The sequence below is a fragment of the Frischella sp. Ac48 genome, from assembly GCF_019641635.1.
Classification (GTDB): domain Bacteria; phylum Pseudomonadota; class Gammaproteobacteria; order Enterobacterales; family Orbaceae; genus Frischella; species Frischella japonica.
Genome location: NZ_JAETXP010000003.1, coordinates 158,105 through 177,449, shown reverse-complemented (window position 1 = coordinate 177,449; position 19,345 = coordinate 158,105). Strand labels below are relative to the sequence as shown.

Genomic DNA, 19,345 nt, shown 5'->3' with positions numbered 1-19,345 from the left:
ACCGTTCCTCAAAATTTATCTATTTGGCATTTTTTGTTGGTCGTTTCCAATTAGTAATATGTTTTTGTTTAACTCGACTGACGACCAATTCATTTTCACCAACATTACTGGTCACCGTTGTACCAGCAGCAATCGTTGCTCCATTGCCTACCGTAACGGGTGCAATAAGTTGAGTATCAGAGCCAACAAACACATCATTACCAATAATGGTTTGGAATTTATTAGCACCATCATAATTACAGGTAATGGTTCCGGCACCAATATTTACTGTTGAACCTATTTCACTATCTCCTAAATATGATAAATGACCGACCTTACTATTTTGTCCCAAATGTGCTTTTTTTAATTCAACAAAATTACCGACGTGGGCTTGATTCTCTAATTGGCTACCTGGTCGCAATCTTGCAAAAGGACCAACAGTACAATGGCTGGCTAGTGAACTGCCCTCAATCACTGTATACGGACTAATAATGCTGTTATCGCCAATCACACAATCTTTTAATATACATCCAGCGCCAATATAAACTTGATTACCCAGTTCCACTTTCCCTTCAATGATTACATTGCAATCAATCGTTACATCCTTTCCATGAATGAGCTCGCCGCGTAAATCAAAACGACTAGGATCAAGCAATGTTACACCGGCTAACAGCAGTTGATTAGCCCTATGCTGTTGATGAGTTCGTTCTAATTCCGCTAGTTGTAATCGGTTATTTACACCCGCTACTTCATATATGTATTGTGGATGCGTTGCAACAATTGGTCGCCCTTCTTGATGAGCCATCCCAATAATATCGGTAAGATAAAATTCTTGTTGTGCATTATGATTATTGATTTTAGCTAGCCAGTGTTTTAATAGCTTTCCAGGCACTAACATAATACCGGTATTCACTTCCTTAATGGACTGCTGCTGTTTTGTTGCATCTTTTTGCTCAACAATGGCAACAACCTCGCCCTTTTCGCGAACGATTCGACCATAACCAGTTGGGTCATCTAATACAACGGTCAGTAACGAAATACCATCTTGAGGTTTATTAGCAATTAAAGCTTCTAAAGTTTGTTTCGATATTAACGGTGTATCAGCATATAAGATTAGAATGTCTTCATCATCGTTAATATAAGGTATCGTTTGCTGTACAGCATGGCCGGTGCCTAATTGCTGTTCTTGTAAAACTAATTGTACTGGTTGATGCTGTAGGGCTTGCTCTAATTGTGTTTTACCATGACCATAAACCACATAGAGACGATCTGAACCTAACTGGAGCACCGTATCAATAACATGCTGTAACATGGTTTTATGACCAATTCTATGTAAAACTTTAGGTAGGTTAGAATACATACGGGTTCCTTTACCCGCTGCTAAAATAACAGAACTTAAATGAGACATAATGATAACCAAGCTAAAAAAATTGTGATTACTATAATAAAAGATATTGTCGTTAACAATCTTAATCGGCATGTTAAAATTTAATTTTTATTGTGAAATAAGTTTACCTTTGCATTTGATTATGCGTTTAAAAGATAAATCGTGATAAATTACGATCCCAACTACAACCGCGATGATTAATGCTATAATAAATCTCAATTGTTAATTATCGGTATTTTAGGAAATATCATGCCATTACAAAATGATCGCTACCTTCGTGCTTTGCAGTGTCAACCTGTCGATTACACACCGCTTTGGATGATGCGTCAGGCTGGACGTTATCTACCAGAATATCGACAATTACGAGCCCAAGCCGGCGATTTTATGACCCTATGTAAAACACCAGAACTAGCTTGCGAAGCAACCTTACAACCAATACGTCGTTATGATCTTGACGCTGCGATTATCTTTTCTGATATTTTAACCATTCCTGATGCTATGGGATTGGGATTATATTTTCAACATGGCGAAGGACCAAAATTCAAAACAACGATTAATACATCTAATGACATCAAACAGTTAGCCATTCCAGATCCTGAGATAGAATTAGGTTATGTTATGGCAGCGATTCGGCAAGCTAAGTATGAATTAAAACGTAAAATTCCGTTGATTGGCTTTGCTGGTAGCCCTTGGACTTTAGCAACTTACATGGTTGAAGGAGGGAGTAGTAAGACGTTTACCAAAATCAAAAAAATGTTATATAGCGATCCATCGTCATTACATCAGTTGCTTGATAAACTCAGTGACAGTATAGCCCTTTATCTAAATGCTCAGATTAAGGCCGGAGCCCAGTCCATTATGATTTTTGATTCTTGGGGTGGAGTATTAAGTCATTCCAGCTATCGTGAATTTTCACTGCATTATATGAGTAAAATCATTTCTCAATTGCAACGTGGTCAACGTCAGCATACCTTCTCGACTGATTATGTCCCTGTCACGTTATTTACAAAAGGAGGAGGGCTATGGTTTGACCTTATAAGCCAATCCGGTTGTGATGCGATAGGTGTGGATTGGACGGTAGATTTAAGTACCCTACCAAAAGAAAAAATTGCAATACAAGGTAATCTGGATCCAACCGTGTTATATGGTAATCGTCATACCATTGAGAAAAATGTCGATTTGGTACTTAAAGAATATGGGCCGTATAACGGTCATATCTTCAATCTTGGTCATGGCATTAATCAAGATACCCCAACGGAAAGCGTTGAAATACTCATTAATGCCGTTCATCAAAAATCTGCCAAATAACTATTGATTTAAAGGTTTATAACATGATTGAAAATCCTATTCACTTACGTTTAGAAAAATTATCACAACCACAACTTTCCTTATTTATGGTATGTCTGTGCGAAAGAATGTATCCTAATTTTGCTTTTTATTGTCAACAAACGGGCAGTGGCGATCATAAAATCTACAAAAATATACTCGATTTAGTTTGGGAATCACTAATAGTTAAAAATGCTAAAATTAATTTCGATAATCAATTAGAAAAATTAGAACATATTATTCCAACGATTGAAGATGAAAATATTTATAGTATTTATCCAGCTATTGATGCATGCCAAGCATTAAGCGAATTAATTCATGCTTATTTAAGTAGTGATTTTGCAGAATGTGCGGTATCAGTTAGCCAATTATCACTTAAAACGATTGCAGAATTAGAAATGATTAAAATCGATAAACAATTATCTATGGATGAAATAAAAACATTGCCGGCCATCCTAGATGAATTAGATATCCAATGGGAAATCTTTCGAATCATAAAAAAAAGCGAAATTAATAAAAATATAACGTTAATAAAAGGATTGAAAGAAGATTTACGCGAAGAACAAATAAGTAATATCGGTGTTTTTTTAGGCGATTAACTGTAAAGATGCAATCATTTTCAACGATTTTGATAAATTCTACTTTAATCTTATTTAAATATAGTCTAAATTGAATAGGATTATCAATATGTGCTTTACTTGAAGTTATGCATTATGTTGTGTTTAACTTCTCTTTTCAACTATAAATTATTGTGTAAGGATATGTCCATGAACAAAACAGAACTTGTCGACGCTATTGCAGCTAAAGCAAACATTACAAAAGTTGCAGCTAAAAATGCGCTTGAAGCGACTTTAACTGCGATCACAGAAAGCCTTGAAAAAGGTGATTCGGTTCAATTAGTTGGTTTCGGTACTTTTAAAGTAAACAGCCGTAAAGCACGCACTGGTCGTAACCCTAAAACCGGTAAAGAAATCAAAATTGCTGCTACCACTGTTCCAGCATTCGTAGCAGGTAAAGGTCTTAAAGACGCAGTTAAATAATAGGATTAAATAATAAGTTATTTTAATTCTGTATACGAAAAGACCTGCCATTAGGCAGGTCTTTTTTTATAAACTACTTGAATTAGGACTGACTTCGCCGCGCTTTAACACGCGCAATGGCATCTGCAACCAATTGCTTACGTGCGACGGGTATACTACTTACCGAAGAAGTTGCAGAACTTGCTAAGATTGACGATTTAGTCATTAATCGGCGTTGTTTCTTCATTTTTAACTGATTTTCAGCATACTTCGACATTGCTATCTGAGGTGTCTGTAAGTTTATGCAATTAGTGGGGCAAGCATTAATACATTCCTCACACGACGTACAATATTGCGGAATAACGGTATGTAGCAAGTGTCTAGCGCCAACAATTGCGTCAGTTGGGCAAACACGTACGCATTTACCACAACCAATACAATTGTGTTCATCAATGTAAGCGGTTAAAACGGTTGTCATTAACTTAAACCAACTATATTACCATTTTCATCAATATCAATTTGGCGGTAAGCTGGATTGGTTCCTAATCCAGGCATCGTCATGATATTACCAGCATAAACCCGAATAAAACCGGCTCCAGCAGAAATGGCCAAATGACTAATATCAATTTCAAAATTAGTCGGTACATTTTTTAATGCCGGATCAGCACTGATCGACATTGGCGTTTTCGCCACGCACAATGGTAAATGATCTAAGTGTAAATTTTCAATATCCTGTATATCTTTTAATGCCTGCTCAGCCAAATTAACTTTACTAGCACCATATTTTTGCGCTAATTTTTCTATTTTTACAATTAACTTATCATCATCCTGATAAGGTAATATTACCTTACTTTCCATTTCACATGCTTTAACCACATGTTGTGCCAGTTTTTCAGCACCTTTCCCACCTTTGATGAAAACTTCACTCAATTCACAAGCAAATGCGCCATGTGCCAGCGCATACTGCTGTAAAAATGCTAACTCTTCTTCACTATCATGTGGGAAGCGATTAATTGCCACAATGACCGGCATACCATAACTTTTTGCATTTTGAATATGCCATGCTAAATTTGCAGCACCAATTTCTAACAGCTCAACATTTGATTCAGTAATCTCTTTGGGAATCGGTTGTCCTGGTTTTATATTGAATTTACCACTGTTAGATTTTAAACTTCTTACTGTCGCCACTAAAACTACACAAGATGGCGCTATACCCGATTGGCGATATTTGATGTTAAAAAATTTCTCCATCCCCATATCAGAACCAAAACCGGCTTCAGTAATCACATAATCGGCTAATGGTAATGCAATTCGATCGGCTAACACCGAAGAATTACCATGAGCGATATTAGCAAATGGACCTGCATGGATCAATGCTGGTGTATTTTCAATGGTTTGCATTAGATTTGGGTTAATCGCTTCTTTTAATAAAACCGTCATCGCTCCTGCAACTTCTAAATCTTCAGCGGTGATGACATTACCATCCGTGTTATAAGCAAGAATAATATTACCAATACGTTTACGCATATCTTGTAAATCGTTGGCTAATGCTAAAATTGCCATAAGTTCGGATGCAGCGGTAATTTCAAAACCATCGCGGCGTTCAATGCCATTAACGCCGCCACCAACACCAACGGTAACATGACGCAAAGCACGATCATTATGATCAATCACACGTTTCCAAATAATACGTTCTTTATCAAAATTAAGTCGGGCTAAGCCTGTTTTGGCTGTAAATTCATCACCTAAACGCTCTTCATGATACAACCGTGAATCGATTGCAGCAGAGGCCAAATCATGAGCAGCTGTGATGGCATGAATATCACCAGTTAAGTGAAGATTTAAGGTTTCCATTGGTAATACTTCGGCCTGGCCGCCACCAGCAGCCCCCCCTTTCACACCAAATACTGGTCCTAAACTCGGTTGCCGAATACAGGCAATCGCTTTTTTACCAATATAGTTCAAACCTTCACTTAAACCTATCGTATTAACGGTTTTCCCTTCACCTAAAGGGGTGGGTGTAATCGCCGTAACAAGTACGAGTTTACCTTGTTCCTTATTTTGATTGGCCTTAATGATAGATAAATCAATTTTAGCAACATATTTGCCATGGGGGATTAAATAGTCATCATGAATTTGATAATGCTGTGCAATCTGGCTAATTGGTAGTAACTGGCTTGTTGTTGTCATAATGAGCGTCTCATTGTTTTGTTATAATACCGTGTATATCGGGCTGTTAGTATAATAAAATTACTTTATTGAATAAAGACATGATTTTAACATATGATACACTAACCAATATTCTTAGAAATAGGGTAACCTAATGTCGTTTAATAATCTTATTTTTATAACACAGGATAAAGTAAAAAGCATGTAAATTCGGCAAGAATAACGTAAATTTGCTATATTAGCTTTATTTCACTACTAAAATACATTGAATATAATAAATAAGCTTAACTTAGCCTATTTTGAACAAAATATCAGTATCAACTTATCTTGATATAAACTATTTTATTGCATTTAAAAAGAAGGATAGATTAATTATGGAATGGCTTTCTCAATATTTAGTATTTCTTGCCGAAACAGTCACGATTGTTATCGCAATTATAACGATCTTACTGTTTATTTTGGTACAACGCAAAAAATCTGCCCCTTCTGGTAGCTTGGAAATTAAAGATTTAACCGAAGAATATCGCGATATTAAAGAAACGATGCTACTAAGTACTATGGATGATTTTGCTAACAAGGAATACAACAAGCAACAAAAAAAGATACGTAAAGAAGAAAAAAAACAACAGAAGCAAGCATTAAAAACCAAAACTGATAATCTCGCAGGGCAAGAGGAACAAACAAAAAATGTGGATTCTACCGTTTGTAAACCTAATTGTTATGTATTGAGTTTTAATGGCAGCATCGATGCTCATGAAGTAGAAGATTTACGACAGGAAGTAACCGCCGTTTTATCCGTTGTTAAACCAGAAGATAAAGTAATACTAAAACTAGAAAGCCCTGGCGGCGTCGTACATGGTTATGGTTTGGCGGCATCTCAATTATTACGTTTTCGCCAACGCGATATTCATCTTACTGCGGTTGTTGATAAAGTTGCCGCTAGTGGTGGCTACATGATGGCTTGCACAGCCAATGAAATTATTGCTGCACCATTTGCCATTATTGGCTCAATAGGCGTGGTAGCGCAAATACCTAACTTTCATCGGTTATTGAAAAAAAATGATATCGATATTGAATTACAAACTGCCGGACAATATAAACGTACTTTGACGATGTTTGGTGAAAACACTGAAGCAGGTCGTCAAAAATTCCAGCAAGAGTTGGAAGAAACACATTTACTATTTAAGGATTTTGTGGCTGAAAATCGCCCTAATGTTAATATTGAAGAAGTAGCAACTGGAGAACATTGGTTTGCAGTACAAGCAAAAGATAAAGGTCTCATTGATGAAATCAATACTAGTGATGATGTAATATTATCATTATTAGAAAATTACAAAATTATGAGTGTTAAATATCATCGCCGTAAAAAACTTACTGATCGATTAACTAAAAATATCGTGAGTGGTATCGAACGGCTATTGTTTAGAAATAGTCGTACCATATATTAATTATCACAGGAATAACCGTTAATTATGTCACAAGATAATGTATTGTTAGAACAGTTTCTGGATTCTCTTTGGTTAGAAAAAAGTTTGGCAGATAATACTATTCAATCTTATCGTCTAGATTTACAGGCACTGAGTAATGTATTACATAAATTAAATGTGACATTATTAACGGCGCAAATGGCGCACTTACAAGATTTTTTATTACAAAGAGTGACCCAAGGCTATAAAGCCAGTAGTTCAGCACGTCTACTTAGTGCCATCAAACAATTTTATCAATATTTATATCGTGAAAATTATCGTATTGATGATCCTTCAGCCGCTTTATCATCACCTAAATTACCGAAAAATTTACCTAAAGATTTAACTGAATCACAGGTAGAAGCGTTATTACAAGCACCTAATACTGAAGATAGATTGGAAATTCGAGATAAAGCCATGTTGGAATTACTTTATGCCACGGGCTTACGTGTTTCTGAATTAGTCGGTTTACAATTAAATGATATGAGTTTAAATCAAGGTGTAATCCGGATTATTGGTAAAGGTAATAAAGAACGATTAGTACCATTGGGAGAAGAAGCAATTTATTGGCTTGAGTACTATTTAAAATATAGTCGCGATGAGTTACTCAAATATAAACCAAGTGATATCTTATTTCCTAGCCGCTTAGGGACAGCAATGACACGTCAGACGTTCTGGCATCGAATCAAATATTATGCCATACTAGCCAACATTGATATTAATGCATTATCTCCTCATGTATTACGCCATGCATTTGCCACGCATTTGCTTAATCACGGAGCGGATCTACGAGTTGTACAAATGTTGTTAGGTCATAGTAGTTTATCAACAACGCAAATTTATACTCATGTAGCAACGGAACGTTTAAAACAATTACATCAAAAATTTCATCCAAGAGCATAACTATTTTTATTTATTAAGATATTAATCACAGGACAGACTAAATGAAAAAAATTTTTTCTACATTAACAATACTTATTAGCATTGGCGCTACTGTAAGTGTCGCACAAGCGAGCGATGATGACATTTTAGCTACGTTTGATAAAATGGGCTATAACTCAAAACAGCTTCGAATCGAACAATCAGAAATAAAGTCACTCAAAATGGTGACGACACCTGATGCTATTTTTTATACGACTGATGACGGCAAATTTATCACCCAAGGTCCGATTTATAATATTGAAGGTGGCCGAGCAAAAGATATTGCCAATGCCAATTATGCACGATTAGTTGCTTCCATCGATAAGGATGCGATTGTATACAAAGCCAAAAATGAAAAATTTGTTATTTCTGTCTTTACGGATTATACATGCACCTATTGTAAAAAACTTCATAACGAGATTGATAGTTACCTTGATGCCGGTATTACGATCCACTATTTTGCTTTTCCAAGACAAGGCTTAGATTCCCCAATAGCAAAAGATATGCAATCCATTTGGAGTGCCAAAGATCGTAAAGCAGCATTTGATAATGCGTATAAAGGAGGTACTATCTCCCCAGCTTCAAGTCTTGTACCCTATGTAGAAATGCAATATAAGGTTGGTCATCAGATTGGTATTTCAGGCACGCCTGCAATTATACTGCCATCTGGAGAAGTTCTTTCCGGTTATGTCCCAGCAGAAACTTTATTAAAGATACTCAATAACACTAATTAAAAATACATTTATTTAATCGCCGAAATAGGTTTATGCTAATGCATAAACCTAACTCTATAAAAATTATATATTATGTTAAATGCTGTGATAAAACGACGCCAAGTCGATAAAACAATAAAACTTCCAGATACCATTCATCCTTTATTACAACGAATTTATATTGCGCGTGGTATAACTGCTAACGAACAATTGAATCACTCAACACAAGTATTATTAACATATCAACAACTTACCCATATTGATCAGGCTACAGAATTACTTTATCAAGCGGTATTAACCGAAAAAAAAATTCTCATTGTCGGTGATTTTGATACCGATGGAGCAACTAGCACCGCACTGATTATGACCGCTTTAAATCAATTTGGCATAAAAAATGTTCATTATATTATTCCTGATCGTTTTGAGGATGGTTATGGTTTAAGCGTTTCAGTGGTTAAACGAGCCATTGAACAACAGGCAGCATTAATTATCACTGTTGATAATGGAATTTCAGCGGTAGAGGCGGTGGATTATGCCAAACAACATAATATCCAAGTGATCATAACTGATCACCATTTAGCACCAGAAGTCCTCCCTGCTGCTGATGCAATAATTAATCCCAACTTAAATGATTGCCCATTTCCATCTAAAAATTTAGCTGGAGTTGGGGTAACATTTTATTTTATGTTGGCATTTAGAGCGTTATTACGACAACATAATTGGTTCGAAATACATCAGTTATCTGAATTCAATTTAGCCCAATTACTTGACTTAGTCGCATTAGGTACTGTAGCCGATGTGGTTAATCTTGATCAAAATAATCGCATATTAGTGCAACAAGGATTAAGCCGTATACGCGCCGGTTACTGTTGTGCTGGAATAAAAGCACTTAGTAAGAGTGCTGGGCGTAATATACAAAAATTAACGGCACAAGATCTTTCATTTTATCTAGCCCCACGTTTAAATGCCGCAGGCAGAATGGATAATATGTCATTAAGCGTTGAATTATTATTAGCTAAAGATGAACATAGTGCATTAGAAATCGTCGATATTTTAGAAGAACTCAATAGTGACAGAAAAGCGATTGAGCAAGCAATGCAAAAAGAAGCTTTATCATTTATTGATAAGCTCGAGAAAACCACTACCGAAATTCCTAATAGCTTTGTCATCTACCATCCTAAATTTCATCAAGGTGTTATTGGTGTACTCTCTTCACGTATAAAAGATAAATTCTATCGTCCTGTTATTTCATTTGCTAAAACTGATGATGGTTTTTTGAAAGGTTCGGGACGCTCGGTTAATAATATTCATTTACGTAATGTTCTAGAGATCATTCATAATCGTGATCCTAAACTAATTAGCGGTTTTGGTGGCCATGCTATGGCTGCCGGTTTGACCATACCCCTAGCCAATTTAGCTACTTTTACCCGTTATTTCGAAGAGGAAGTCAGCAATGTACTCAAGACAGTCAGCCTAAAAAATGAGATCGAAACCGATGGAGAGATTGAAAATAAGTATTTTAATATCGAAACGGCCAAGATCTTAAAAGAAAGCGGTCCTTGGGGTGCAAATTTTCCAGAACCGATCTTTGATGGTATATTTTTAGTTCATCAACAAAAGCTCATTGGCACGAAACATCTTAGGATGGTTCTTGAACCCTTAGCTGGAGGACCATTACTTAATGCTATCGCATTTAATATTGACTTAAATTATTGGCCCGATCAATCAGTCAAAAAAGTAGAAATTGTTTATCACCTTGAAGTCAATGACTTTAGAGGTAATGAAACGATCAATTTGTTAATTCGTCATCTTTGGCCTATCAGCTAATCATTAATACTAGCAAATCATTCAAAATATGTCATATTTTCTGATGGATGTATTAATTCAGATAGACTGATAATAGATTGTACACAGCACATTGTGCACCAAAATAGCGCTGAATATTTAACCAGCTGAAGTATCAATTTATGTTAAGATAAGTATAATAACTTACTAGCAATAATTAATTAAGGATTTACCATGCACATTCACATTTTAGGAATTTGCGGCACCTTTATGACGGGAATCGCTCTGATAGCGCGTTCGTTAGGACATAATGTAACCGGATCGGATAAAAATGTTTACCCCCCAATGAGCACCTTGCTTGAACGAGAAAATATTCAGTTAATTGATGGCTATGATCCAAGCCAACTGGATCCGGTACCAGATCTAGTGATTATTGGTAATGCGATGTCACGAGGTAATCCTTGTGTTGAATACATATTAGATAACAATATTCCGTATATTTCCGCACCTCAATGGTTACATGATAATGTTCTCAAAGATCGTTGGGTCATTGCTGTTGCCGGTACCCATGGAAAAACAACAACTGCCGGTATGGTAAACTGGATTTTAGAACAGGCAGGCTATCAACAAGGTTTTTTAATTGGTGGGGTACCTGGTAATTTCAATGTTTCAGCTCGTTTAGGAGAAAGCCCTTTCTTCGTCATTGAAGCTGACGAATATGATTGTGCCTTTTTTGACAAACGTTCCAAATTTATGCATTATTGCCCAAAAACATTGATCTTAAATAATGTTGAGTATGATCATGCTGATATTTTCGATGATCTGCGTGCAATCCAAAAACAGTTCCAACATTTAGTGAGACTAGTGCCTAGTAAAGGATTGATTATCTCACCGCAAGAAGATATTAGTATCAAACATATTTTATCTAGAGGTTGTTGGAGTGAACAAATTCAAACAGAATCTGAAACTGGCTGGCAAGCCGAAAAAATCACTAATGATGCAAGTCAATTTAATGTTTATTTTCAGCAAAAATTAGTCGGCAAAGTTTGTTATGATTTAGTCGGTGAGCATAATATGCATAATGCCCTAATGGCTATTGCCGCAGCAAAAAATGTCGGTATTACACCTGAAATGGCCTGCCAAACATTAAGTTCGTTTGTTAATGCTAAACGCCGATTAGAATTATATGGCAAAGTTGATGATATTGAAATTTATGATGATTTTGCTCATCATCCAACCGCAATTTTAGCCACACTTGAAGCTTTAAGAAGTAAAGTCGGTGCCAATCGCCGTATATTCACTGTACTTGAACCTCGTTCTAATACCATGAAATTAGGTATCAGCAAGGATGAGATTGCTCCTGCCTTAGGTCGCGCTGATGAAGTATTCATTTACCAACCAGAGAATTTACCATGGCTCGTTTCAGAAATTACCGAACAATGTGTGCAACCGGCTTACTGGTCAAGTGATCTCGATTTACTCATTGAAATGATCGCGAAAGATGTTAAATCCAAAGATGTGATTTTAATCATGAGTAATGGGGGCTTTGGCGGCATTCATCAAAAAATTATCGATAAATTAAATAAACAAAAACAATTGAAGCAAGAATCGCTTTAATCTCGGCAATATTATTTTGCTGAATTTTTTGATTTGAGATTAATCGCATTGACATTTTAATCAATATCATTTGATTAATTTTTAAAAATGTAGATTAATTCTCAAAAGATGATTTTTTAGCACAGCTATGCTATGATTGATAGTGTATAAGCTAACATATTAATTCAATGATAAATTTATGTTCTCGGTTCAAACACTAACATTTGTATTTTATATTTCTTCAATTCTAGCAGGCGAGTTTCTTTGGCGATCTTCGCTTTAATCAGTCTTAATCCTGTTAGCCATTTAGTTATCTCAATGATATCACGCATTTAGACGTAAAAAATTATTATATTAAAGTCAATATTGTCGTTATAAAGCAATTTAAAAATTTAAATTTATTTAGGCAATCGTATGTTTTATCGATTATTTTTATTATTAGCCATTTTATTTGAAGTTACCGGTACGATTTCAATGAAGTATGCCTCTCTCCATGGTTATCAATTGGGTCATATTGTTATGTATATTATGATCACCTGTTCCTATCTCTGCCTTGCCATTGCGGTCAAACAAATTCCCATCGGTATCGCCTATGCATTATGGGAAGGTATTGGCACGATATTTATCATCTTTTTTAGTATTACGCTATTTAATGATCCCATGAATGGACAAAAAATATTAGGTCTGATCATTATCTTTGCCAGCATAGCGCTTATTGAATCTGGGGAAAAAACAACTTAATAATAATAGGAACGATATGTTTAATTTTGATTGGTATAATTTCAGTTTTTTAATTCTGGCAGCAATATTAGATATTGTAGCTAATATCTTCTTAAAATACTCTAACGGCTTTGAAAATAAGATCTTTGGCATTTTATCCATTCTATTTGTTTTAATTGCATTTACCTGTTTAGCCGAAGCAGTTAAAACGATAGATTTATCTGTTGCTTATGCATTATGGGGGGGATTTGGTCTGATTGCGACCACACTCGCCGGAAAATTTTTATTCGGTCAACAATTAAATTGGCGTGGATGGTTAGGCGTGACAGGCTTAATTATTGGCATGACGCTACTTAAACTTGCTTAACCATTTTTTATACTTTACAAATAAAAAGCCGAAATATTCGGCTTTAAAAATAACAGATATGCATCATAAGTGGTTAAATAAGGACCAATTATTTACTAATACGTTTATATTTAGCACGTTTTGGCTCTAATGCTTCAGCCCCTAAAGTACGTTTTTTCCACTCTTCATATTCGGTAAAATTACCTTCAAAAAACGCCACGTGACCTTCATCTTGATAATCAAGAATGTGGGTAGCAATCCGATCTAAAAACCAACGGTCATGGGAAATCACTAACGCACAACCAGGGAATTCCAATAAGGCATTTTCTAACGCACGCAAAGTCTCAACATCTAAATCGTTAGTAGGTTCATCCAATAATAAAACATTACCGCCTACTTGTAGTAATTTCGCTAAATGGACTCGACCGCGTTCACCACCGGAAAGCTCGCCAACGCGTTTTTGTTGATCAACCCCTTTAAAGTTAAATCGACCAACATAAGCACGGCTAGGAATTTCAAAATTACCAATTCGCATAATATCTTGCCCATTGGCAATCTCATCCCATACCGTTTTCTTATCGTCCATTTTATCACGGAATTGATCCACTGAAGCCAATTGCACAGTATCGCCAAGCGTAATCGTACCAGAATCCGCTTTCTCTTGACCAGATAACATTCTAAATAATGTTGATTTACCAGCACCATTTGGTCCAATAATTCCAACAATCGCCCCTTTCGGAATGCGGAAAGAAAGATCATCAATGAGTACTCTGTCTCCATACGATTTAGTCAGGTGTTCCACTTCAATCACTTTATCGCCTAATCGTTGTCCAGTTGGTATAAATAACTCATTAGTTTCATTACGTTTTTGATATTCGGTACTGTTAAGCTCATCAAAACGTGCCATACGCGCTTTACTCTTTGCTTGGCGCCCCTTCGGATTTTGTCGTACCCATTCTAACTCTTTCTCAATGGATTTACGGCGTGCCGATTCTGTAGATGCTTCTTGTGCTAAGCGTTGCTCCTTTTGAGCTAACCATGAAGAGTAGTTACCTTCCCAAGGTATCCCTTCACCCCGGTCAAGCTCTAAAATCCAACCGGCAACGTTATCTAAGAAATAGCGGTCATGGGTTACGGCCACCACAGTGCCTTCATAATCATGTAAGAAACGTTCTAACCACGCGACTGATTCAGCATCTAAATGGTTGGTCGGTTCGTCCAATAACAGCATATCCGGTTTTTCTAACAATAAACGACATAATGCCACACGACGACGTTCACCACCTGATAAATTTCCAATTTTCGCATCCCAATCAGGCAAGCGTAATGCATCGGCAGCTCGTTCTAATTGCACATTCAAATTATGCGCATCATGCGTTTGGATGATCGCCTCTAATTCAGCTTGCTGTTTTGCTAATTTATCAAAATCAGCATCAGGATCAGCGTAAGCATCATACACTTCATTTAACAGTGTTAAGGCATTTTTAGCCTCACTAACCGCTTCTTCTACAGCTTCGCGCACCGTTTGTTCTGGATTGAGTTTTGGTTCTTGTGGTAAATAACCAATTTTTAACCCTGGTTGTGGACGCGCTTCACCTTCAATTTCGGTATCAACACCTGCCATAATACGTAATAGTGTCGATTTACCTGCACCATTTAAACCTAATACACCAATTTTTGCGCCAGGAAAAAAACTGAGTGAAATATCTTTTAATATATAACGTTTGGGTGGAACTATTTTTCCCACTCGATTCATCGTAAAAACATATTGTGCCATTATGTATTCCGTTAATTAACCTAAAAATGATGTCGTATATTGTAATGGATAATTTGCATCGGTCTAGCAAATATCGCGATTTACCGCTTAACCTAATTTAGAAAAATTTTCCTCTTACCATGATAAATACGGAATTTTCCGTATTCTTTTTAAACAGTCTGTTGCCTTAATGAATAAAGATAGTGCCACCATAACGCAATACCTATTATCGCTAATCCGACACTGGCTATCGCTATTGCATACCAGCCGTAATGGGCATAAAGATACGTTGAGCATAACGAACCTAACATGCCCCCTGTAAAATAACTTAGCATGTAGCCGACATTTAAGCGCGTACGCATCGCTGGATTACCTTGATATATATCATTCATGGATGAAATATGGGTTAACTGTACAGCAAAATCAATGATAATAATGCCAATAATTAATGCAATAATCGATATTTTTGCTAGCGATAATGGTAACCAACATAGTAGCAATAAAATCAATCCTACGGTTGTTAATACATTGCCCTTACCTTTATCCGATAACCGCCCAGCAATTGGTGAACTCATTGCGCCTGCAGCACCGGCTAACCCAAATAATCCAATCACAAAATCAGAATAATGATAAGGAGAATCGGTCAGTAGAAAAGCTAGTGGCGTCCAAAGAAGTGAAAACAGTGCAAACGCAATACCGCCAATTAGTGAACGAATCCGCAATACATGCTCATGCCGATAGAGTCCAAAAATAGAAAAAATCAACTTCCAATAATTAAGATGACTTTTATGACTATAACGCGGTAAAGCATAGCTTAATAATAATGTCACCACACACATGATAGCAGCAGCTACCCAATAAACCATTCGCCAATCAGTCATCGTTGAGATCGCACCGGCAAAGGTTCTACCTAATAAAATTCCTAACAGCATACCACTCATTAAAATTCCTACAACTTTACCGCGTTGGTTTGGTAATGCTAGCGTAGCGGCAAAGGGGATGAGCACCTGAGCTACCGCTGAAAAGATACCTGCAATAGCTGTTCCTACAATAAGCAGCGTTGATGAATTAGCCAACGCACTGATAATTAATCCTAATGTTGTTAATATCATTAAATTAATAATCAATACCTTACGTTCAATTTTATCACCTAGTGGTGCTACAAATAACAAACCCACAGCATAACTAAATTGGGCTGTTGTAATGATAATACCAGCATTTTCAATCGAAATATTTAAATCATTAGTAATCGAGTGTAATAATGGTTGAGCATAATAATTACTCGCTACAGCGATACCAACAGCAATCGCCATTAATATTATTACCCATAAAGATAGCGCCGGTGATTGTGATGAATTCATATTCAAGATCAATAAATTAATCAAATAAATCGTGCATTATAATATTGCAATCCATAAATGCAATGGCTAATAGGTGGATAAAAATACAACACAATAGACAATTTTCACTGTGTACTATTTCATTTTTTGATAACGATTTTGGATCGTCATTATAGAGCAATCATAATCAGTAGTTATAACGATTTATTATCTTAAAATAATTTATTATCTAACTTGTTTTATACTGGTATTTTGCTTTAATAGACATAATCATGGAATGTGGTTTTATCCACGACAAATAATATTAGCTCAAAATTGGATAATTAATTATGAAAAATGTAGGTTTTATTGGTTGGCGAGGAATGGTCGGATCGGTTCTTATGCAAAGAATGGTCCAAGAACGCGATTTTGATAGAATCAATGCTATCTTTTTTTCGACGTCTCAAGCAGGTCAAACTGCACCAAATTTTACGGGCAAAACAAGTTTATTACAAGATGCCAACGATATTGAAGCCTTAAAAGCCCTAGATATTATTGTTACTTGTCAAGGTGGTGATTATACAACCAATATTTATCCTAAATTACGTAATGCCGGCTGGCAGGGCTATTGGATTGATGCAGCATCAACATTGAGAATGAAAGATGATGCTATCATCATTTTAGACCCAATTAACCGTGCAAATATCGATTCTGCACTGAATAATGGCATCAAAACCTTCGTTGGCGGTAACTGCACCGTTAGCTTAATGCTGATGTCTCTTGGTGGTTTATTTGCCGCTAATCTGATAGATTGGGTATCTGTTTCAACTTATCAGGCGGCTTCAGGTGGTGGTGCGCGCCATATGCGCGAATTACTTACTCAAATGGGAATGCTACATGCTGATGTTGCTAAAGAATTAGCCAATCCTCACTCTTCTATTTTAGATATCGAGCAAAAGGTTACCGCAAAAATGCGTGATGGTTCACTACCAACAGATAACTTTGGTGTGCCACTTGCTGGTAGCTTAATTCCATGGATTGATAAACAATTAGACAACGGTCAAAGCCGTGAAGAGTGGAAGGGTCAGGCTGAAACCAACAAAATTCTCGGTACATCCAGTATTATTCCAATCGATGGTTTATGTGTACGCATTGGGGCATTACGTTGCCATAGCCAAGCCTTCACCATAAAACTGAAGAAAGATATTGCTATTCCAGATATCGAACAACTGTTAGCATCACATAATCAATGGGTTAAAGTCATTCCCAATGATCGCGAATTATCCATGAAAGAACTGACCCCAGCAGCAGTAACCGGCACATTAGCCACACCGGTAGGTCGTTTACGTAAATTAAATATGGGAAAAGACTTCCTATCAGCATTTAATGTTGGTGACCAATTACTTTGGGGTGCAGCTGAACCATTGCGCAGAATGTTAAGCATTTTATGCTAACAATAAAATTAACTCGCTACAATGCAATGTAGCGAGTTGCTTTATTTATGACTTATTCTCTAAAATCGCCATTAATAATGATCCATCAAATAATGATTGTTGTACTAATGCAAATGCGCCGATCGCTGAGCGATCATCTAAGCTTGAACAATTTATTATAAGATTTTCACGCAATTGCTTTAAACTTTGTGAATATAATGCATTATTAACCGCATTGAGTAAAATTTCAGGCGATTTTGTAATCTCTCCGGCAACCACAACACATTGAGGATTAAAGATATTAACCATCATTGCCACCGCTCGTCCCAGATTTTCACCAGCACTTTTAATCAGTTTTTCGGCTAATTCATCCCCCTGATTAGCCAATTGACAAATAGTCAAAATATCACATTTATCGACTGTCAACTTACTTCGATACCCTTGTTCTAACAATAATTTTGCTCGTTTCTCAATTGCATTATTTACCACTTGATTTTCTAAACAACCAAAATTACCACAATGACATCGTTCGCCAAGCTCATTAACTTGTATATGACCCACTTCACAGGCACTTTGATTGTGATTCATTAATAGCTGTTGATTAATTATCACTCCAGAACCTACACCACGATGAACACGCACTAAAATTGAATCTTCTACCGATTGGGTAGAACCAAAATAACTTTCTGCCAATGCTAAACTTTGAACATCATTGCCAATAAATATAGGAACATCAAATTTTGTTTTTAATATATCGCATAAAGCCCAATTATCCACATGAATATGTGGGGTATAACGGACGATGCCTTTTACAGAATCGATTACCCCTGGCATTACCACCGCAATAGCAATCAGATGTTTAATCTTTTTTTGTTGTTCTTGACAAAATAATTCAATTAAACTAATTAAATAGTTTTGAGTTTGCTGCTGTGTAAAATCATTTAAAGGGATCCGTTTACTGGCTAAGGATTTAGCACCAAGATCATATAGCTCAATCATCACATGAGAACGACTCAATTGAATCGAAATCGCCTGATAATAATCAAATTTAGCCACAATCGAAACGGCTGGACGCCCCCCGGTAGATTGTTGAATATCAACTTCTTTAATTAATTTTTTATTCAAAAGCTGACGGGTAATTTTAGTAATACTTGCTGGTGCGAGTTGGCTGCTTTCAGCCAATTGAATTCGTGAAATGGGGCTTTGTTGTATTATTAGCCGATAAATCATTGCATAATTTAGTTGTTTCATCAATTCCGCATTGCCAACTAAATTCAGATAATTAAAAGCCATGAGGTCATCCTAACAATTATTTTTACCCAAGATTATATACTGAAATCTCCTTAATTAGCAGTTTTCGTCAACTTATCCTGAATAAGGCGGAAATTTTGTGAGGTGGATCGCTAAAAA

General features: G+C 36.2%; 17 protein-coding genes. 11 read left to right on the top strand and 6 right to left on the bottom strand.

Going from position 1 to position 19,345, the window contains the following annotated elements; translation table 11 throughout:
* Nucleotides 1-19 precede the first annotated feature (19 nt).
* On the bottom strand, nucleotides 20-1,387 hold the full coding sequence (gene glmU / locus JMI89_RS03185; protein ID WP_220679320.1) for a bifunctional UDP-N-acetylglucosamine diphosphorylase/glucosamine-1-phosphate N-acetyltransferase GlmU: 1,368 nt from the start codon (nucleotides 1,385-1,387) through the stop codon (nucleotides 20-22).
* Between the two features lie 225 nt (nucleotides 1,388-1,612).
* Here glmU and hemE point away from each other — a divergent pair, with 225 nt between their 5' ends.
* From hemE to JMI89_RS03170, 3 genes are all read left to right on the top strand, one after another.
* Nucleotides 1,613-2,674 carry a uroporphyrinogen decarboxylase gene (hemE, locus tag JMI89_RS03180; RefSeq protein WP_187756424.1) on the top strand — a complete coding sequence of 354 codons (1,062 nt, stop codon included), beginning with the start codon at nucleotides 1,613-1,615 and terminating at the stop codon, nucleotides 2,672-2,674.
* Between the two features lie 23 nt (nucleotides 2,675-2,697).
* The gene (locus JMI89_RS03175; protein ID WP_187756280.1) at nucleotides 2,698-3,291 is read left to right on the top strand and encodes a YjaG family protein; all 594 of its coding nucleotides are present in this window, start codon (nucleotides 2,698-2,700) and stop codon (nucleotides 3,289-3,291) included.
* A gap of 168 nt (nucleotides 3,292-3,459) precedes the next feature.
* Nucleotides 3,460-3,732, top strand: coding sequence for an HU family DNA-binding protein (locus tag JMI89_RS03170; protein ID WP_187756281.1), 273 nt, complete (start codon nucleotides 3,460-3,462; stop codon nucleotides 3,730-3,732).
* Between the two features lie 82 nt (nucleotides 3,733-3,814).
* Here JMI89_RS03170 and JMI89_RS03165 read toward each other — a convergent pair whose 3' ends face one another.
* Together JMI89_RS03165 and JMI89_RS03160 are read right to left on the bottom strand one after the other, a co-directional pair.
* On the bottom strand, nucleotides 3,815-4,189 hold the full coding sequence (locus tag JMI89_RS03165; RefSeq protein ID WP_187756282.1) for an RnfABCDGE type electron transport complex subunit B: 375 nt from the start codon (nucleotides 4,187-4,189) through the stop codon (nucleotides 3,815-3,817).
* Nucleotides 4,189-5,901 carry a formate--tetrahydrofolate ligase gene (locus JMI89_RS03160; protein ID WP_220679318.1) on the bottom strand — a complete coding sequence of 571 codons (1,713 nt, stop codon included), beginning with the start codon at nucleotides 5,899-5,901 and terminating at the stop codon, nucleotides 4,189-4,191. The genes JMI89_RS03165 and JMI89_RS03160 overlap by 1 nt, the downstream gene beginning before the upstream one ends.
* Before the next feature lie 353 nt (nucleotides 5,902-6,254).
* Here JMI89_RS03160 and sohB point away from each other — a divergent pair, with 353 nt between their 5' ends.
* From sohB to mdtI, 7 genes are all read left to right on the top strand, one after another.
* Complete coding sequence (sohB, locus tag JMI89_RS03155; protein WP_187756284.1) at nucleotides 6,255-7,328, top strand: protease SohB; 1,074 nt, start codon at nucleotides 6,255-6,257, stop codon at nucleotides 7,326-7,328.
* Nucleotides 7,329-7,349: 21 nt separating this feature from the next.
* Nucleotides 7,350-8,249 (top strand): site-specific tyrosine recombinase XerD, encoded by a 900-nt coding sequence (gene xerD, locus JMI89_RS03150; protein WP_370633707.1) that lies wholly within the window; start codon nucleotides 7,350-7,352, stop codon nucleotides 8,247-8,249.
* 41 nt (nucleotides 8,250-8,290) lie between these two features.
* Complete coding sequence (gene dsbC / locus JMI89_RS03145; RefSeq protein WP_187756286.1) at nucleotides 8,291-9,001, top strand: bifunctional protein-disulfide isomerase/oxidoreductase DsbC; 711 nt, start codon at nucleotides 8,291-8,293, stop codon at nucleotides 8,999-9,001.
* A gap of 72 nt (nucleotides 9,002-9,073) precedes the next feature.
* Nucleotides 9,074-10,807, top strand: a complete 1,734-nt coding sequence (recJ, locus tag JMI89_RS03140; protein ID WP_187756287.1) for a single-stranded-DNA-specific exonuclease RecJ — start codon at nucleotides 9,074-9,076, stop codon at nucleotides 10,805-10,807.
* A gap of 192 nt (nucleotides 10,808-10,999) precedes the next feature.
* Nucleotides 11,000-12,382, top strand: a complete 1,383-nt coding sequence (mpl, locus tag JMI89_RS03135; protein ID WP_187756288.1) for a UDP-N-acetylmuramate:L-alanyl-gamma-D-glutamyl-meso-diaminopimelate ligase — start codon at nucleotides 11,000-11,002, stop codon at nucleotides 12,380-12,382.
* A 393-nt stretch (nucleotides 12,383-12,775) separates the two neighbouring features.
* The gene (locus JMI89_RS03130) at nucleotides 12,776-13,102 is read left to right on the top strand and encodes an SMR family transporter (protein ID WP_187756289.1); all 327 of its coding nucleotides are present in this window, start codon (nucleotides 12,776-12,778) and stop codon (nucleotides 13,100-13,102) included.
* A gap of 16 nt (nucleotides 13,103-13,118) precedes the next feature.
* Entirely contained in the window at nucleotides 13,119-13,448 is a 330-nt protein-coding gene (gene mdtI, locus JMI89_RS03125; protein WP_220679316.1) for a multidrug/spermidine efflux SMR transporter subunit MdtI, read from the top strand.
* Nucleotides 13,449-13,536: 88 nt separating this feature from the next.
* Here mdtI and ettA read toward each other — a convergent pair whose 3' ends face one another.
* Together ettA and JMI89_RS03115 are read right to left on the bottom strand one after the other, a co-directional pair.
* Nucleotides 13,537-15,204: an energy-dependent translational throttle protein EttA gene (ettA, locus tag JMI89_RS03120; protein WP_220679315.1), complete on the bottom strand. Its 1,668-nt coding sequence runs from the start codon at nucleotides 15,202-15,204 to the stop codon at nucleotides 13,537-13,539.
* 149 nt (nucleotides 15,205-15,353) lie between these two features.
* Nucleotides 15,354-16,544, bottom strand: coding sequence for an MFS transporter (locus JMI89_RS03115; RefSeq protein WP_187756292.1), 1,191 nt, complete (start codon nucleotides 16,542-16,544; stop codon nucleotides 15,354-15,356).
* 308 nt (nucleotides 16,545-16,852) lie between these two features.
* Between JMI89_RS03115 and asd the strand changes: the two genes are divergently transcribed.
* Nucleotides 16,853-17,956, top strand: coding sequence for an aspartate-semialdehyde dehydrogenase (gene asd / locus JMI89_RS03110; RefSeq protein WP_220679314.1), 1,104 nt, complete (start codon nucleotides 16,853-16,855; stop codon nucleotides 17,954-17,956).
* 45 nt (nucleotides 17,957-18,001) lie between these two features.
* On the opposite strand, the gene JMI89_RS03105 is transcribed toward asd, so the two are convergent.
* Complete coding sequence (locus tag JMI89_RS03105) at nucleotides 18,002-19,228, bottom strand: ROK family protein (RefSeq protein ID WP_187756294.1); 1,227 nt, start codon at nucleotides 19,226-19,228, stop codon at nucleotides 18,002-18,004.
* Nucleotides 19,229-19,345 lie beyond the last annotated feature (117 nt).

Coding starts and splice junctions, on each gene's coding strand:
- glmU (WP_220679320.1), bottom strand. CDS start 1,387: ATGTCTCATTTAAGTTCTGTTATTTTAGCAGCGGGTAAAGGAACCCGT.
- JMI89_RS03175 (WP_187756280.1), top strand. CDS start 2,698: ATGATTGAAAATCCTATTCACTTACGTTTAGAAAAATTATCACAACCA.
- JMI89_RS03170 (WP_187756281.1), top strand. CDS start 3,460: ATGAACAAAACAGAACTTGTCGACGCTATTGCAGCTAAAGCAAACATT.
- JMI89_RS03165 (WP_187756282.1), bottom strand. CDS start 4,189: ATGACAACCGTTTTAACCGCTTACATTGATGAACACAATTGTATTGGT.
- JMI89_RS03160 (WP_220679318.1), bottom strand. CDS start 5,901: ATGACAACAACAAGCCAGTTACTACCAATTAGCCAGATTGCACAGCAT.
- sohB (WP_187756284.1), top strand. CDS start 6,255: ATGGAATGGCTTTCTCAATATTTAGTATTTCTTGCCGAAACAGTCACG.
- dsbC (WP_187756286.1), top strand. CDS start 8,291: ATGAAAAAAATTTTTTCTACATTAACAATACTTATTAGCATTGGCGCT.
- recJ (WP_187756287.1), top strand. CDS start 9,074: ATGTTAAATGCTGTGATAAAACGACGCCAAGTCGATAAAACAATAAAA.
- mpl (WP_187756288.1), top strand. CDS start 11,000: ATGCACATTCACATTTTAGGAATTTGCGGCACCTTTATGACGGGAATC.
- JMI89_RS03130 (WP_187756289.1), top strand. CDS start 12,776: ATGTTTTATCGATTATTTTTATTATTAGCCATTTTATTTGAAGTTACC.
- mdtI (WP_220679316.1), top strand. CDS start 13,119: ATGTTTAATTTTGATTGGTATAATTTCAGTTTTTTAATTCTGGCAGCA.
- ettA (WP_220679315.1), bottom strand. CDS start 15,204: ATGGCACAATATGTTTTTACGATGAATCGAGTGGGAAAAATAGTTCCA.
- JMI89_RS03115 (WP_187756292.1), bottom strand. CDS start 16,544: ATGAATTCATCACAATCACCGGCGCTATCTTTATGGGTAATAATATTA.
- asd (WP_220679314.1), top strand. CDS start 16,853: ATGAAAAATGTAGGTTTTATTGGTTGGCGAGGAATGGTCGGATCGGTT.
- JMI89_RS03105 (WP_187756294.1), bottom strand. CDS start 19,228: ATGGCTTTTAATTATCTGAATTTAGTTGGCAATGCGGAATTGATGAAA.